Source organism: Xenorhabdus sp. PB30.3 (assembly GCF_963895965.1).
Classification (GTDB): Bacteria; Pseudomonadota; Gammaproteobacteria; order Enterobacterales; family Enterobacteriaceae; genus Xenorhabdus; species Xenorhabdus stockiae.
Window position 1 is genome coordinate 1 of record NZ_CAWQMW010000126.1, and the last position, 15,662, is coordinate 15,662.

Sequence of the window (15,662 nt, forward strand, 5' to 3'; positions counted from 1 at the left end):
AATATTTTATTATATTTAAAGTAAATTATATTATTTTTTATATTTTTAATTGGGACGATGATCCAGCTCAACATAAATACTCTGACCTTGCCGGATGTGCTAATTCTATGAGTTTAAATGAGGCCGAAAATGCCTTTAAACAAGGTAGAAGAGTAGAGTAATTTTATGTATTGTGGTTTATGGTAAATTTGACGGAATAAAGAATAATAGAATGGGAATCTATAAAAAATACACGATGGATAAAGCGGATAGAATGTTACAGCCTATCATTGGTGGTGAGCTTATCTTATTAAGTTATATCAGTTTTTCACTGGAGGGTAGATTTAAATTTCTCGGTAAAATAGAGAATTGGGAAAATCAATCCGATACCAAAATATTAGCGGCCATGAATTTTAAAAGATACCTTTCAGATGATGTTTTTATAATTAATGATAACTCTTATATAAAAGATGAAGTTTATTTCATGAATATCAGATATGTCGAGTTATTTGTAAATGATTATTTAAATAAAAATTCAGAGTGTTTCTTCAATGGAGATGCTTTTTTTATTTCTCCTGCTAAAAAAACACTCATTGAGTTTCAACATGATGGTTATATTTTTTTACATCAATTACCCATTTTGATTAGTGAGAATGAAAAGAAAATAATTTCAGTAAAAGTATGATAAAAATCTATTTGCTATGAGTTTCAAGTTCACTGTTTTAAGTGTAGTCACATGATTTATTTTAACCATTTTTTAACAAATTCTTCTGGTGATATAGGGCGATCAAAGTAATAACCTTGTAGGTAATTGACCGAATAGTTTTTCAGCTGGTTTACCTGTTTTTGATCTTCAACTCCTTCAGCGACAATTTCTAAATTAAGCCGTAAAGCGAGGTCAATAATATTTTCAACAATATGCTTTGAAAACCTATCACTGTTCATTTTACTAATGAAATTATGGCCTATTTTTACCACATTAACGTTTATTTTTTGTAAATAAGCATGATTAGAATGGCCTGTGCCAAAATCATCTAAAGCGATTAATACACCTAATTTATCCAATTTATTAAATAGTTCGATTGTGTGTGCATCTGGCTCGAGTAATTCTCTTTCGGTAATTTCTAATATCAGATGGATTGCATCTTCAGGAAATGCCTGTAGGAAGTTGCGACAATCCTCAACTAAACCACTATCTTTATAATGTTTTGCACTGATATTGAAATTAAAGTGAAAATTTGGTGGTAGCTGATAGGCGAAAGAGGCAAAAAAATCACGAACTTGAGTAATTAAGTTATGTGTTAAGGGAATAATGAGGTCCGATCTCTCAATTTGTGAGATAAAGCTTTTAGGCTCTATTAACCCTTGTTTTGGGTGTTGCCAGCGAACAAGGATTTCACACCCGATAAGGGCGTTATTTTTACTACAGATAATGGGCTGAACATAAGGAATAAATTGTTTGTTTTTAATGGATTTTTTAAATTGATAGTCTGGAATAATAACAGTTTTGGTATGTTTATATAAAACGATAGCGTATAAAAGTATGAGTATTGTCAATGTTAGCAAAACCCACTCTAATTCTATATCAGGCCTGATATTATTCCGATAATCAGAAAATACTTTCCATAATAGATTACCAGCACTCAGAGTGATGGCGATGAATAGTACCACAAATGCCCGATACAACGTTCGGTATGATTTAAAATTCAGCCCCATCATTTCTCCTTTTTGATAAAGCCCATTATCCAACAGTAGTCTTACTGTCTGGATTTGTAAAATTTTGTGGGCTTGCTGCTGATAAAAAATGACTGTTTGCTTGAAAAATAACGCTGGCTATCTTACAGGAAGAGATTGAATACAGGAACTATATATATATTTATATAGCAAGAATTGAACAACAAATTACGTAATCGGTGGCAGTAATTAAAATAAACCGATTATTGTTTCCATCCTTGGTGAAATAATTAAATTATTTTATTGATTAATGTCAATCTTTCGCCAGATTATTCCTTCTTTTATTTATTCCCCTCGTATTTTAAGTTATATCTTAAAATCTATTGGAAGTTTATTGTGATGTAATCACAATCGCCACTCGACGGTTTTCTGCCCTTCCTTTTGAACTGCGATTATCTGCAACCGGCTGGCTTGGCCCCAATCCGCGGGTTTCTAAGCTGGATCTGTTCATTCCTCCCCGTGTCAGGGCATCTGCAACCGTGTTAGCCCGTCTTAGCGAAAGCTGGTTGTTATAGCTTAATTCACCGTATTTATCCGTGTGACCGTCAAGGCGTGCATGTTCAATGCCTGTTTTGGATAAAATAGCTGCCAGCTTTTTCAGTTTTTCTTCCCCAGCAGGTTGCAAGTGAAATTGGTTATTACCGAAGAGGACTTTTTCTGACAGACCAAATAGCCATCCTTCATCCGTTTGCTGAAATCCTTGTTGCTTAAGAACTTTGATTTGTTCCGTTGTTAGTTTGCCCGTATGTTGGCAGGCGTTAAGAAAGAAAGGGCCAATGAATGAAATCATTAATATAAAAGCGCGTTTTTTTATCATGATGAATTTCTCGATAAGTAGTTTACTTTTGTTGTGTCAGCGGAGTGCCAGCCACCGCCGCGCTGTTTGATGTGATACATAGCGGCATCCGCTTCAGACAGCAACTGTTCTGCTGTTAAAGCGCCATTTGACAGAGCAATACCAATGCTGAGTGTGATACGTAGCTGTTGGCCGCTGGGAAGCTGAATCGGGGTATCCATCGCGTGAATGATATTTTTAGCGATCCGCTCAGCATCTTCTAAACTGGCTGAAGGTAATAAAATGGCAAATTCATCACCACCGAGGCGGGCGACAGTATCTGTTTTCCGGACTTTCTTTTTTAAAGTATCGGCAATTGTGATCAGGACGTGATCGCCTGCAGCATGCCCATAAACATCATTGACATATTTGAGTCGATTACCGTCAATAAATAAAATGGCAGCACTCTCCCGCATGAACTTGTCATTCATCACGGTGGACAGAACACGCTCAAAAGTCGCCCGGTTGGGTAATGTGGTGAGAGAATCGTGTTGTGCCTGCCACGTCAAAGCGGCTTTTTCCGTTTGTAAATGATGCTGCCACTCTTCCAGTTCTTCCAGCAGGTGGTTAAAAACCTGACTGAGTTCATGCAGTTCTGCAATTTGAGCGGAAGGAACCCGCTGAGAAAATGCCCGCCGCTGGCGTACATCATGGGCAACGCTGGCAATGTTCTGTAGTGTTCTGACAACGCCGTCATGCATGCGCAGGGAAAGATAGAGTGAAAGTATGGCACTGATCAGGAGGCAGGCAAACAGTACCAGTAAGGCCTGATAGATAAATTTGATGATATGTTCACTATTGCCGATTAACCAGACTGAACCAACTTGCTGTTGGTGGTGATAAATAGGAAATGTAACGGGTTCAGGAAATATCCAGTATTCAACCAGTTTCTTAAAATTACCGGTGCGTGTTATCTGTTTGGCATGCCAGCTGGCTAATACCTGATTTTTTGCATCAAAAATCTTTGCTTCGATAAAACTATCGTGAGCAGCAATCATTTCCAATATTTCGTTTGCAGCTGTTTTATCATTAAATACTACCGCTGCCTGTACGGTATGGGCTATTGTCGATGACATCTGTTTCAGATTATTTTCAGCATATTTCTGCATGGCAAAGAGTGCCAGTAAAGAAAGAAACAGACCGACAACCGATAATGTAACAATAGTAATGATCAGATGGATACGGTGAACTGTCTGACGTAATGTCGGGCGTGATGGCATTAATGAATAACGCTTTTTCATACAGTTATTCCGCCTTACGAGCCAATTGCAGGACATTTGGATCTACGCGTATACCACTGCGAGTCAAAATATCGAGATTAAGGTTAAATGTTGTTTGTGTACTATCTATATTGAGGCAGAATGCACTACCTATTTCACAATATTGGTTTTGTTCAGCAATAGTAAGAAGTGGTTTATTATTTTTCTGATTAAATACTTGATGTTGAAGTATAGGGTCAATCTGACCGTAGTAAATAATATCACACTTATTGACTAATTGTTCTGTATTGAAATTTAGAATTTCTATCCGTAATTCTATTTCATCAGGAAACATATTAATATTTTTTAAAACACGGATGTAGTTAGAAGGGGGGACTAGACATAAATGTAATGTCGGACGTGTGACTGGCCAATATGTATAACTGATAATGCCAGAAACGACACGTACAACATTTTCATTTATTTTTATTTTCTCTTTAGTTTCAGGCATAGCTGTTACTATTGAATTACATATCACCATGGTTATACATAAAACCGTCAATACCCGTAAAAATAATTTGGAAGCACAATATTTGACAACACAGAGAGTCCATTCAATTAAGCACATAACGGGATCCCGTTTTTATCTTTCATATTATTAACAGTCATTAATATACACTTAGTCTTTCAAGTCGCCTCTTTGTTGGCTGTATTTACTCATTTTAGTTACTTTTTTTATTAATATATGGTTATCCGTATCTCAGGGTTGTCATTCTAAATATATTGGGTATGGAACCTATCTCATCATGGCACTCTGTACAAAAATCATTAATCACCGGTTGTAAATGGTCGTATATGAGATAGGTTGAAAAATATATTAAATAATAGGAAAAATAGTTATAAAAACCATTTCCTTTATTTATTAATTTGGTTTTTCAGCGACTCCTATTATGTGTCCATGATTATTATAAGTGATATCAGACACTTTTCCTTGATTCAAACTGTCTATTATTCTTTCTTCCAAAGAAAAGCTTGTTGCAATCTCATCATGGTTTAACGCAGGCTGATGGCGACGGCGTTCAATGCGAAAACGAATTTGATTATACTTTGCCCAGCCGATCAGCAGGAATGCATTGAATATAGCGACAATGATATAGAGGGAAATTGAGCTTAACTCCGAGCTGAATATATACATCACAGGCTTAGGGCCATGATGGGGCGAATTAAATAACCCCGAAATAAACAAATAGACAAATCCACACCACGCTAAAATAGTCAGTGTGACATCAATAAGACGAGGTAATAATTTCTGTTCTGTAAATATTAAGGGATCTTTCATTATTCTATTCTCTCTATTCCACGGTCAGGGCTTTCCCAACGAGCACGTTTGCGGTGGACTTTAAGCATAACTTTGGGAAAAGAGACCAGTGTCGTAAACAGGTTCAGCATCCAATATACGACCGGATACCAGATCACCCAGAAAAGTGATGATGCGACGTGTTTTTCATAGCGACGTTCAATTAACAGGCTGACAGTAAACTGAATCAGACAGGTTGCGGCTAATACCAACCCGGTATATCCGGGCGGGAAAAGGGTATAAACCCGAATGGTTTCAGGTAATGTGATAAGCATGCCGAGGAAAAACAATATAATTGAAAGGGCAAAGGTAAATGACCAGATTACCGAACAGCAGAATTCGGCAAATAAAACCCACATACGGCGATATTCCCATGCCCAGAGTTTCCGCAGGTTTTTGAGAAAGACTTCAGCTCCACCCTGTGCCCAGCGTAATCTCTGTTTCCACAATCCACGAAGCGTTTCCGGCATCAGGATCCAGCAGATAGCCCGAGGCTCAAAGAAGACGGACCAATGACGTAATTGCAGTTTCCAGCTGACATCAATATCTTCTGTAATCATGTCGTTGCTCCAATAACCTACATCGGCAAGAGCACGGCGGTTAAAAGCAGCGACCACACCGGAAACGGTAAACACCTGACCGTAAATCCGCTGAGTACGTTTGATAAGGCCAATGATAGAGGAAAATTCACCTACCTGAATTCGGCCAACCAGAGTAGAGCGGGTACGTATCCGAGGGTTACCGGTCACTGCACCAACACGGGGGTGGTCAATCATCGGTTTCACCATCCATACAGCAGCATCACGATCTAACAGAGCATCACCATCAATACAGACCAGATAATCACTGTTGGCAGCAGCAGCACCGGCCTGAAGCGCGGTGGCTTTCCCCTGATTCTGTTTCAGATGTATCACTCTCAGGGCGCTATGCTGTTTCGCCATATCATCAAGTTCATGGGCGGTGCTGTCGGTTGAACCGTCATTGATTGCGATCACCTCAATATTGGAATAGCGCTGATTCAGTGCTGCCTGTAGTGTTTCACGCACATTCGGGCCTTCGTTATAGCAGGGGATCAAAATGGATATCAGAGGCTCGCCCTCCAGATGGGGCGGCTCATCACTTTGTTTCCAGTGTCTTTCACGATAAAACCAGAAATAAACCCCACCTGAAATCCAGATGGCAGACATAAACAGGGGCCAGAAAAACACAAAGTTCAGCATAACTTCACCGGTAAAGGTGACGGCAATACCGATGGGAATACTCAAAACAATACAGAGCACAATAAAAGCAAGAATACGGTCAATCATTGAGTGGATACCATTCTGAGGAAAGAACAGGACGGATCGAGTTCATTTCTGGTTGATTATTAATAAAGTCATCAGGGTAGTAACCAAAATTTTGGGCACCATTCAGCTGTAACTGGCGCATCCATTCAGCGAGTTGTTCGCCTGATATCATTCTTTTATCGGATGGTTTGCGCCAGTCTACGGCTTGCAGTTCAAATACCGTTTTACTCAGTGCATCCGGGCGCTGACCCACAGCTTTCACTAAACGGGATAACCACTGATTACTTTTTGACAGCGGGATGTTTTCCATTAATGGCATTGCCATCGGTGCAACCCAGTCATAATGGGCAAGAAAATCATCCAGATTCTGGGCAAACCACTCTTCGCTGTCCGGTTCCAGAATCGGCAGCGCAAAAATATTACGGGCAGTTTTTACCTGATAACCCCGGACGGATTTAATGGCATCAGTGAGTTCCTGAGTGAAATCGGTCAGGTATCGGCTTTTGAAGCGGCTCCAGCGGGCGAATTGTTCCGGATCCTGACGGATTTCGGCAATGGAGGCCGGAAAGCCTTCTCGCTGATAAACCCTGATTGCATCCGGGCCGGCATCCTCAAAATCTGACATGATGGCATCATCGTGATACAGCACACCCTGAAAAATGGAATGAGCAGCTAAATCCTGATAAATCTCTTTAATTCTGCGGCGGTTTTCTAGGTTATAAGGCGATAACCGGCGGTATTGTGCTTTGTTAACGGATAACTCACCGCTATTTTTGTCGTAGCTCAATACACGGGGCAGGGAAGGCTCTAATTCAAATGCCAGAACCGGCATCCATGCATAGACATCAATATTTAACCGGCTGTGTATCTGCCAGGAAACCCGGTTAAATAAATCGGCCCGCATTGGTAACCAGCGATTAGGGAAGTAAAGTTCACGTACAGTGCCATCGCCTATAGGATCCGCGAAAGCCTGTAGGAAAACCGTATTGATACCGAGGTCGGCAACACGCTGTACCAGCTTGTCGAGATTACTTGCTTGCTGAACAGGGTCAGGGTCATAAACATAATCCAGATCAATATGGGCGATACGCAGAGGAAATTTATTCTGAACCTGAATAATCTGCTCCGCGAATTCTTTCAGGGTTGGGTTGTTTGTCAGCAAGATCCGTGGAACATTATCCAGATTTTTGGCATTAGCCAGACCAGTGTCGAGAGTCAACGCCAGTTTATAGCCGTGTTGCTTTGCTATATCCAGCGTGACACCACTGTCAATACCGTAAGGCCAGACCCAGACACGCGGCTTTTTACCTGTAGCAGAAATGATCCGCTGCGTGATTGTCCTGACATCCTGTTCCATACGCTGGCGGAATGCCTTTTCAGTTTCATATTTGCCAGTTTTGCGGTCATAGATTCGGGTAGCAGCGGCAGGTTCGGTATTCCCCTGTGGATTACCAAGAGCACCGTAATGATGCTGATAAGTATGTGAGCCAATTTCCACCAGACCGGAACGGGACATTTCGGCAACCTGTGCCCAGGTGGTAAAACGTTCCCGCGGTACTTTCAGTCCACCAAAATTTACCGGCTTCCCTGCGGGAGCATCAACCCAAATACCGACGGGAGCCAGAATAGCAGGCCAGTTATAGGCTTTCAGTAACGGAAAAACCCGGTGATAGAAACTGCTGTAACCGTCATCAAAAGTGAGTAGTACGGCTTTAGGCGGCAGTGGTGTTCCCCCCTGATTAGCCACGAGGATCTGGTCAACGGTAATAGGTTGATAGCCATTGGCGTGCAGCCAGGCAAATTGATCATTCAGCGCACTGGTACGGACGGACATAAAACGCTGGTCAGCACCATCATCTTCAACATCATGATAAGCCAGCACGACAAAACTGTTATGGGGCCAGGGGCGTTCGTTCATCGATAAAGGGCGTTCCGCCGGTGGAACGAAATCAGGCTTTTCGGCGTGGGCCATGACACTGAGTTGAGAAATAAGCAGGCTAACCAGCAAAGCTGAAATCATTAACCAATAGCGAATTACGTTAAAAGTCATAGAAAATCCTTTAGAACCGATACGTTAAATCAAAAGCAGCTTGCAGGTTTTTTTCGCGTCTACCGTCATAAGGGCGTTTATCCAGCGTGAGCCGCACGCCTGCATCCACAACATCATTCCACTTAATACGTTGCCCATAACTGACCGTAGTTATCAGCCCTCCGCCATAATCTTTCTGCCAGTACTCGCCGATACCTGCCGTGAGTTGCTGGCTCCAGACGGTCTGATAATGCCGATAAATGATGTGATCCGCTTCCAGCGCCGGAAGCAGGGTAAAATCATTTCTGGGATTGAAATAAGGGGTATTTTGCTTGCTGTTATGGGTTGTACCGACTTCCAAAGTCGCATCGAGTTTCAGATAAGGAGCGGTATAGATGCGTTGCATTCCGTTAATGCCATAAGCAAACCGGTTATTACCATCGGAAAAAAAGGAAGGTGCGAAACTGGCACTCCACTGGCTGCGTTCGCTGTATCTCCAGCGGCTATAGATTTGCCCGCCATTGGCGTAAATATTATTGGTTAATGCTCGCAAGGGAGTATTTCGTGCCAGCCGTTCTGCTGATCCACCCAGACGCCATTCATCATTAAAATCGTACCAGCCGGTAAAACGCAGGCCGACTTTATTGCCATGACGATAATTCCGGCCAGAAATTTCACCCTCCAGCCAGATATCCCGAGTCCGCCATTCTAAACCGCCACGTAAATCACGGTTTAATCCACGGCCTTCGCTGAACTGAGCGCGGTTATATGCACCACCGGCAAACAGACGCCAGTTATCGTTAATGGGCGGGCTATAAATAACAGCATCAATGTCTGAACTGCTTTTACCGCTGGTGGGGCTGTCTGAATCAATACCCTGATTAACCCTGACACGCAGCTCTGACATATGATGAACATTGCGCAGGCGGTTAAAACGTTTGCCCAGTACATTCTCTGGTGCGCGGGAGATGACATCATCAGCCAGTAAATCAACCTGTTTCCACTCTTGTAATGCTAAAGCAGTATAACCTTGCTGGATTTCCAGTGATAAATTACGGTGATCAAGCCCTTCAGCCTGTTTTAATTCACTCTCGGCCCGACGAGGCCAGCCTCGATCCAGCCAGATTGCCGCCAAATCGAGACGCAATTTTTGATTGGAAGGGGCTGTACGGGCTAAATGCGTAAAACGCTTTTCTGCCTCAGGTAAATCTTCATTAAGTTGTGCTGATTCCGCCAGAAATTGCTGCCCTTGCAGCCAGCCGTCATTAGGAACCCGGATTGGAGAGCCGTAAACATTAACCATATAAACATTACGTTGTTTGATATTGGCAGCGAGTTTTTGGGCTTCATTTAGGTGCTCGCTTTCCACATCGGAATAAAAAAGAACGCTGTCATCTTCCAGTGTGATATGGGAAGTCGGCGTTTTTTTATCAGGGTATTTCCCGTTCGGGTAACTCAACGGACGCAGAATGTTCCTTGCTTTATCTGGCTGGCGAAGATTCAGATAGGCTGCCGCAGCCCATTTATGGGCATAATCCGGTATTTCTGTGTTTTCTTCTGTTGATGAAGGCTGTTGCAGGCGTAAATATTCTTCAATAAGTTCCTGTGTCCGGAAACGGGCGAGTAATGCCCCAAGGCGATCAATTCGGGCACGTCGGTAATCCTGCTGGGCATCAGGCTGTTCACGCCACTCATTTAGCATATGCTCATAACGGACAAGTGCTTTGTCAGCAATATCAAACCGCTCTGTTTCACTGCGATTAGGGATTATGGCAAGACGAACTAATTCAGCCGCTGCATCGGCTTCCAGCCTGCGTTGTTGACCCGGCGATAACTGTAATTGCGAGACGTATTTTTGTTCTAAAGACCATGCCGGGCCATTGACACGGTTGTTTTTCAGACTAAACAGATAGTCGTGAGTGGTATTTTTATCATTGGGAAAACGCTCGTGAGCGGTGGAGAGCATTTCCATGGCATCCCATGTGCGCCCGGCTGCTTCATCAACATAGGCCATTAAACGGTAATTAGCGGCATTGGGATGTTGTGCCAGTAACCTTTTTGCCAGCCTCCGAGCCTCATTATCTCGTTTGGCATCTGCCAGCGTCATAATCAGGCCTGCTTTTAGATCGTGGTTTTGTTCTTCAAGGACAGAAGCCAGATGCCATAATTGGACGGATTGTGTCCACTGACGCTGATTGCGATAAGCCCGTGCAGCAGCAGCGATGCCTCTGGCGGGTAATTCCATGGAATGATAGCGTTGCCAAAGTTCAATCACTTCATTATCTCGCCCTGCCCAGCCTGCAATTTGTAACCAGTCAGCAACCTGAGAAGACGAAAGTTTCCGCCGCTTTTCTTCTTGACGAATATATTCAAGCATGGGGATGGTATTGCCATTTCTGGCTTGCAGGATTAACTCGTCATAATCCGCGTTTGCGGCTTCTGACGTTATTAGACAACTTAGTGATACGAATAACGATAATAGTTTATACCGATATCTATGAAAGCCTATCGGCTTAAAATAAAGATATAGCACGACATCCCCTTTTATACTGCTTATTTAAAAAACAGCAGAATCAGACGAAGTAAAATTGAATTTAGATTAAGAGAAAATTTTTGTTTCTTCATTTTTGAAGAGGCGAAATAATACGTATTGTGTGACTTTATATCAATGGGTAATTCATGAAAAGCAATAAATAAAATATAATTACACTTAGAATAAGTAATATCGTATTGTTACATTTATTTGTAATAATTAAATTAATATTAAAATCAAAGTGTTGTTATTTTAAGATTTTTCTTATGGCGTTTTTTAATTAAATAAATTCATTTAATTCAGAGTTGATGAAATATATTTATTAACAGTATTGATATTCTTTATTGATGATTCGTTTTACTGTTTTTAGTAAATGGTGACTGTATTTTTCCTACTTTTATCTTCATCAATTTTCTGAATATGGTCTATATTATTTTGTGACGGCTATTTTATAAAAAATATCCATTTTTATAATTAAATGTGGCTTTTAGGCTTTGTGTTGTTTATTTTTAAAATAAAACATCTTTTATCTTCGAGGGATGATGCATTATCGATGGTTTTATCCATTTAATTGAATGATATTGTGTCCGATTTTTTTGATCAAAAAACACAGAAATTCGGTAAAAAATAGCAAATTTAACATTGAATGCCTTTTCCGACATTAACCTCAGCAGCAACCATACAAACAATAAGTGCTTTAATAATTCCGGCTGGTTCGTATAATCCTGCCTTTTATTATGTTGTTAGTGAGGAAAGTTGTGGATCAGATTGCCAGTATCATCGCTAATGTATGCGAAACTCTCAGAACCAAAAATGTTAGCGAAGTGGGTATTCAGTCGTTCAGTTTTCCCCTTTCTGTAACCGATGATACTGACTGGCTGGAATGGTTAGCTGCTCAACCGCATTACCCGCAATTTTACTGGCAACATCGCGATGGGCATGAAGAAGTTGTTGCCTGTGGGCAAATCCGCCTCTTCAGGGATGCCGCTCAGGCAGAAAAGTTCTTAAACCAACATGCTCAATTTCCCCAAATGCGTATTTGGGGCTTGAACGCGTGGGAAAAGGAAGAAAACACAGATAATGAAGAAAGTTATCTGTTCTTGCCAAGAATAGAAATACGTCGCTGTCATAAGGCTACTTATTTATATCTGAATATTGATGGACAGGCTGACATCGATACTATTTACGCGTTTCTCAGAAAAATTGCACCTCATCAGCCATTTCAATCATCACGAGTAACGATTTTAAATACCAAGCATCGGCCTGAAAGTGAGCAGTGGAATACACTGCTGGAGCAGGCGCTGGATGCCATTACCCGCAAAAAAATGGAAAAAGTGGTGATGGCCCGAAAAACAGAACTCATGCTGGATATGCCTTTGCAAGCAGGACAATTTATGGCGACCAGCCGTGAGGTGAATCATCACTGTTATCACTTCATGCTTGCTTTCAGTGATACGCAGGCCTTTCTTGCTTCCACGCCTGAGCGGCTCTATTACCGTCACCAGTTACAGTTAGTTACTGAAGCTCTGGCGGGAACAACAATAAATTCTGATGATGACCAAAAGGCAAAAGAGCTGGGGCAATGGTTATTAAAGGATAAAAAGAACCAGCATGAAAATCTGATTGTGGTGGATGATATCTGCCAGCGTTTACAGGGCGGTGTGACAGCAATCGATGTTGCTCCGCCTGATGTTATTCGTTTACGTAAAGTACAACATCTGCGCAGACATATTAATGGTTTTTTAAATCAGGTTTCGGACAGTGATTGCCTGAGTCGTTTACAACCAACCGCTGCTGTTGCTGGTCTGCCACGAGAAGCCGCCCGGCAGTTTTTAGCTGAGAATGAACCTTTTCGCCGTGGTTGGTATGCCGGTTCTGCCGGGTATTTGGGGCTTGAGCAGAGTGAATTTGCCGTTTCGCTGCGGTGCGCATACATAGATGGCGCTTTATTGTCATTGTATGCCGGGGCAGGGATTGTTTCTGGCTCAGATCCTGAACAGGAATGGATAGAAATTGAGAATAAGGCAGCAGGGTTACGCTCATTGCTCAGTAATTTATCTATGGAATAGCTGCATGAAATGATGCATGGAGTATTGTCAATAAAATGATATTTCTTTGAACTATCACAAGGAAAGTGTTTTTAAGGGAATGAGAACGGCGAATATCTTATATAATTCATTTTCTTAAATAATGAGTTTTCTTTTTAAATAAGTTTCGAACATCCTATGTCAAACAGCGCACTGAACCGTCGTTGGGCGGAACTTTTACTGGAAGCACTGACCCGCCACGGTTTGCGTCATGTGTGTATTGCTCCCGGCTCCCGTTCTACTCCACTGACACTTTCCGTTGTAAAGAAAGCTACTGCTCAGAACGGTAAGCTGATATGCCATACTCACTTTGATGAGCGAGGGTTAGGCCATCTGGCACTGGGGCTGGCAAAAGCGAGCGGGGAACCCGTTGCTGTCATCGTGACATCAGGAACCGCAGTTGCCAATCTCTATCCTTCCCTGATTGAAGCGGGTTTAACCGGAGAACGGCTGGTATTTCTCACCGCAGACAGACCGCCGGAGCTGATTGACTGTGGTGCAAATCAGGCTATTCGTCAGCACGGTATTTTTGCTTCACATCCATCACAAACACTCACTTTGCCGCGCCCAACCACCGATATTTCAGCCAGCTGGCTGGTCTCTGTTATTGATAATGCGATGTCTAATCTCAGGCAGGGAGGGCTGCATATTAACTGCCCTTTTGCAGAACCTTTGTATGGAGATGATGATCAATACCAGTCATGGTTACAGACTCTGGGAGACTGGTGGCAGGGAGATCAGCCGTGGCTTCGGCAATCGATGGTGACAGTGACAACCAAAGTGACTGACTGGGATTATTGGCGGCAAAAACGGGGTGTTGTTCTGGCAGGGAGAATGAGTGCTGAAGAGGGGCAGCTTGTTGCACAGTGGGCAAAAGGCATGGGATGGCCATTGATGGGTGATGTCTTGTCTCAGACAGGCCAGCCTTTGCCCTGTGCTGATTTATGGCTGCATCACCCTCGAACACAGGAAATTCTGGCAAAAGGAGAACTGGTTATCCAGTTTGGCTCCAGCCTGACCGGTAAGAGACTATTGCAGTGGCAGGCGACATGTCAGCCAGAGGAATACTGGGTTATCGATTCTATTGCCGGAAGGCTTGATCCAGCCAATCATCAGGGACGTAAATTTACCTGCAATATCGCAGCTTGGTTACAAGAGCATTCTGCGCATACGGATCACCCTAATGTTTTTTGGGCGAATGAACTGGAAATATGGTCAGAAAAGGCATCGGGATGTGTGGCTGAAAAACTGTCGGGTAAATTCAGTGAGGCTGCGGTTGCCCATCAGTTGTATCAGTTATTACCGGAAGAGGGGCAACTATTTGTCGGCAATAGTCTGGTTGTTCGCCTGATTGATGCGCTGGGGCAACTCCCTGTCGGTTATCCGGTTTACAGTAATCGCGGAGCCAGTGGTATTGACGGGTTAATTGCAACTTCAGCCGGAGTACAACGGGCAACCGGTAAGCCCACGCTGGCGATTATCGGCGATATTTCGGCACTTTATGATCTGAACAGTCTGGCTTTATTGCGGGAAATTTCATCACCGATGGTACTGATTATCGTCAATAATAATGGCGGTCAGATTTTTTCATTACTGCCTACACCACAGGAAGCGCGCCAGCAGTTTTACTGTATGCCGCAAAATATCAGTTTTAACCATGCCGCTGCTATGTTTGGCCTGCATTATAGCGCTCCACAAAGTTGGCCTGAGTTAAAACAGTCCGTTGAACAGGCATGGCTGCAAAATGCTGCAACGGTCGTGGAATTAAATGTGACAGATAATGAAGGTGCGATGTGCCTGCAAACGTTACTAAAACAAGTGGCGGAACTGTGAAGCTGGCCTGTCAGACATTCAATACGGACAAACAAGGCCCATGGCTGGTTTGGTTGCATGGTCTGCTGGGATGTGGTCATGAATGGCAGCCCATTATCAGTGCCTGCAACCAGTATCCTTCTTTGGTCATTGATTTGCCCGGTCATGGTCATTCTGCCGATATGCCGCTTGTGGATGTTTTTGCGAAAGATGGCCTTGCAGAGATGAATGCGCTACTGAGCAAAACCTTAATTGCGTACCAGATCCATGATTACTGGTTAATTGGTTACTCACTGGGTGGACGGATTGCCATGTATCACGCAACTCAAGCTCAGGCAGTGCACGGTTTAAGGGGGATTCTGGTGGAAGGTGGAAACCCGGGGCTGTTATCTCAGGAGGAACGTGAAGCCAGATTATTACATGACAAAAACTGGGCACAGCGTTTCCGTTCAGAGCCTATAGCGGCAGTTTTAGCGGATTGGTATCAACAGCCTGTATTTGCAGATTTACCTGCTGCGCAACGTCTCAGGCTCATTCATCTTCGTAGCCAGAACAGGGGCAACAGTATTGCAGATATGCTGGAAAATACCTCACTCGGGCACCAGCCGTATCTGCTCCCGGAATTACAAAAACTGGCAGTACCTTTTATTTATTTATGCGGTGAACATGATCAGAAATTTAAGGGAATAGCGCAGCAGTTTGCATTGCCATTAAAAATAATTTCTCAGTCTGGACATAATGTCCACAGTAGTAATCCTGCGGGTTTTTCAGCCGCAGTGAACCACTTTTTATCACTTTTTGGCTAAGGACG

13 protein-coding genes are annotated in these 15,662 nt (G+C 42.7%); 5 read left to right on the forward strand and 8 right to left on the reverse strand.

Translation table 11 applies throughout. The features are described 5' to 3' along the window. Positions 1–41 precede the first annotated feature (41 nt). On the forward strand, positions 42–161 hold the full coding sequence (locus tag AACX38_RS10345; protein ID WP_228864220.1) for a CPCC family cysteine-rich protein: 120 nt from the start codon (positions 42–44) through the stop codon (positions 159–161). 50 nt (positions 162–211) lie between these two features. Next, a complete protein-coding gene (locus AACX38_RS10350; RefSeq protein WP_228864197.1) occupies positions 212–664 on the forward strand; it encodes a hypothetical protein in 453 nt (150 codons plus the stop codon). A 56-nt stretch (positions 665–720) separates the two neighbouring features. On the opposite strand, the gene AACX38_RS10355 is transcribed toward AACX38_RS10350, so the two are convergent. The 8 genes from AACX38_RS10355 to pgaA all read right to left on the reverse strand — a co-directional run bounded on the left by AACX38_RS10355 (position 721) and on the right by pgaA (position 10,952). Beyond that, positions 721–1,698 carry an EAL domain-containing protein gene (locus tag AACX38_RS10355; protein ID WP_339385672.1) on the reverse strand — a complete coding sequence of 326 codons (978 nt, stop codon included), beginning with the start codon at positions 1,696–1,698 and terminating at the stop codon, positions 721–723. Positions 1,699–2,044: 346 nt separating this feature from the next. Continuing rightward, positions 2,045–2,530, reverse strand: a complete 486-nt coding sequence (locus AACX38_RS10360; protein WP_228864199.1) for an OmpA family protein — start codon at positions 2,528–2,530, stop codon at positions 2,045–2,047. Next, a complete protein-coding gene (locus tag AACX38_RS10365) occupies positions 2,527–3,789 on the reverse strand; it encodes a diguanylate cyclase domain-containing protein (protein WP_228864200.1) in 1,263 nt (420 codons plus the stop codon). The genes AACX38_RS10360 and AACX38_RS10365 overlap by 4 nt, the downstream gene beginning before the upstream one ends. A gap of 4 nt (positions 3,790–3,793) precedes the next feature. Continuing rightward, on the reverse strand, positions 3,794–4,258 hold the full coding sequence (locus AACX38_RS10370) for a YfiR family protein (RefSeq protein ID WP_228864201.1): 465 nt from the start codon (positions 4,256–4,258) through the stop codon (positions 3,794–3,796). Positions 4,259–4,669: 411 nt separating this feature from the next. Continuing rightward, the gene (gene pgaD / locus AACX38_RS10375) at positions 4,670–5,086 is read right to left on the reverse strand and encodes a poly-beta-1,6-N-acetyl-D-glucosamine biosynthesis protein PgaD (RefSeq protein ID WP_228864202.1); all 417 of its coding nucleotides are present in this window, start codon (positions 5,084–5,086) and stop codon (positions 4,670–4,672) included. Further along, entirely contained in the window at positions 5,086–6,411 is a 1,326-nt protein-coding gene (pgaC, locus tag AACX38_RS10380; protein WP_228864203.1) for a poly-beta-1,6-N-acetyl-D-glucosamine synthase, read from the reverse strand. Before pgaC ends, pgaD begins: the two co-directional genes overlap by 1 nt. Next, complete coding sequence (gene pgaB / locus AACX38_RS10385) at positions 6,404–8,440, reverse strand: poly-beta-1,6-N-acetyl-D-glucosamine N-deacetylase PgaB (protein WP_228864204.1); 2,037 nt, start codon at positions 8,438–8,440, stop codon at positions 6,404–6,406. The genes pgaC and pgaB overlap by 8 nt, the downstream gene beginning before the upstream one ends. A 10-nt stretch (positions 8,441–8,450) precedes the next feature. Continuing rightward, positions 8,451–10,952, reverse strand: a complete 2,502-nt coding sequence (pgaA, locus tag AACX38_RS10390; RefSeq protein WP_228864205.1) for a poly-beta-1,6 N-acetyl-D-glucosamine export porin PgaA — start codon at positions 10,950–10,952, stop codon at positions 8,451–8,453. A 758-nt stretch (positions 10,953–11,710) separates the two neighbouring features. Between pgaA and menF the strand changes: the two genes are divergently transcribed. The 3 genes from menF to menH all read left to right on the forward strand — a co-directional run bounded on the left by menF (position 11,711) and on the right by menH (position 15,657). Next, a complete protein-coding gene (gene menF / locus AACX38_RS10395) occupies positions 11,711–13,021 on the forward strand; it encodes an isochorismate synthase MenF (protein ID WP_228864206.1) in 1,311 nt (436 codons plus the stop codon). 156 nt (positions 13,022–13,177) lie between these two features. Continuing rightward, a complete protein-coding gene (gene menD / locus AACX38_RS10400; protein ID WP_228864207.1) occupies positions 13,178–14,872 on the forward strand; it encodes a 2-succinyl-5-enolpyruvyl-6-hydroxy-3-cyclohexene-1-carboxylic-acid synthase in 1,695 nt (564 codons plus the stop codon). Next, entirely contained in the window at positions 14,869–15,657 is a 789-nt protein-coding gene (menH, locus tag AACX38_RS10405) for a 2-succinyl-6-hydroxy-2,4-cyclohexadiene-1-carboxylate synthase (RefSeq protein WP_228864221.1), read from the forward strand. The genes menD and menH overlap by 4 nt, the downstream gene beginning before the upstream one ends. Positions 15,658–15,662 lie beyond the last annotated feature (5 nt).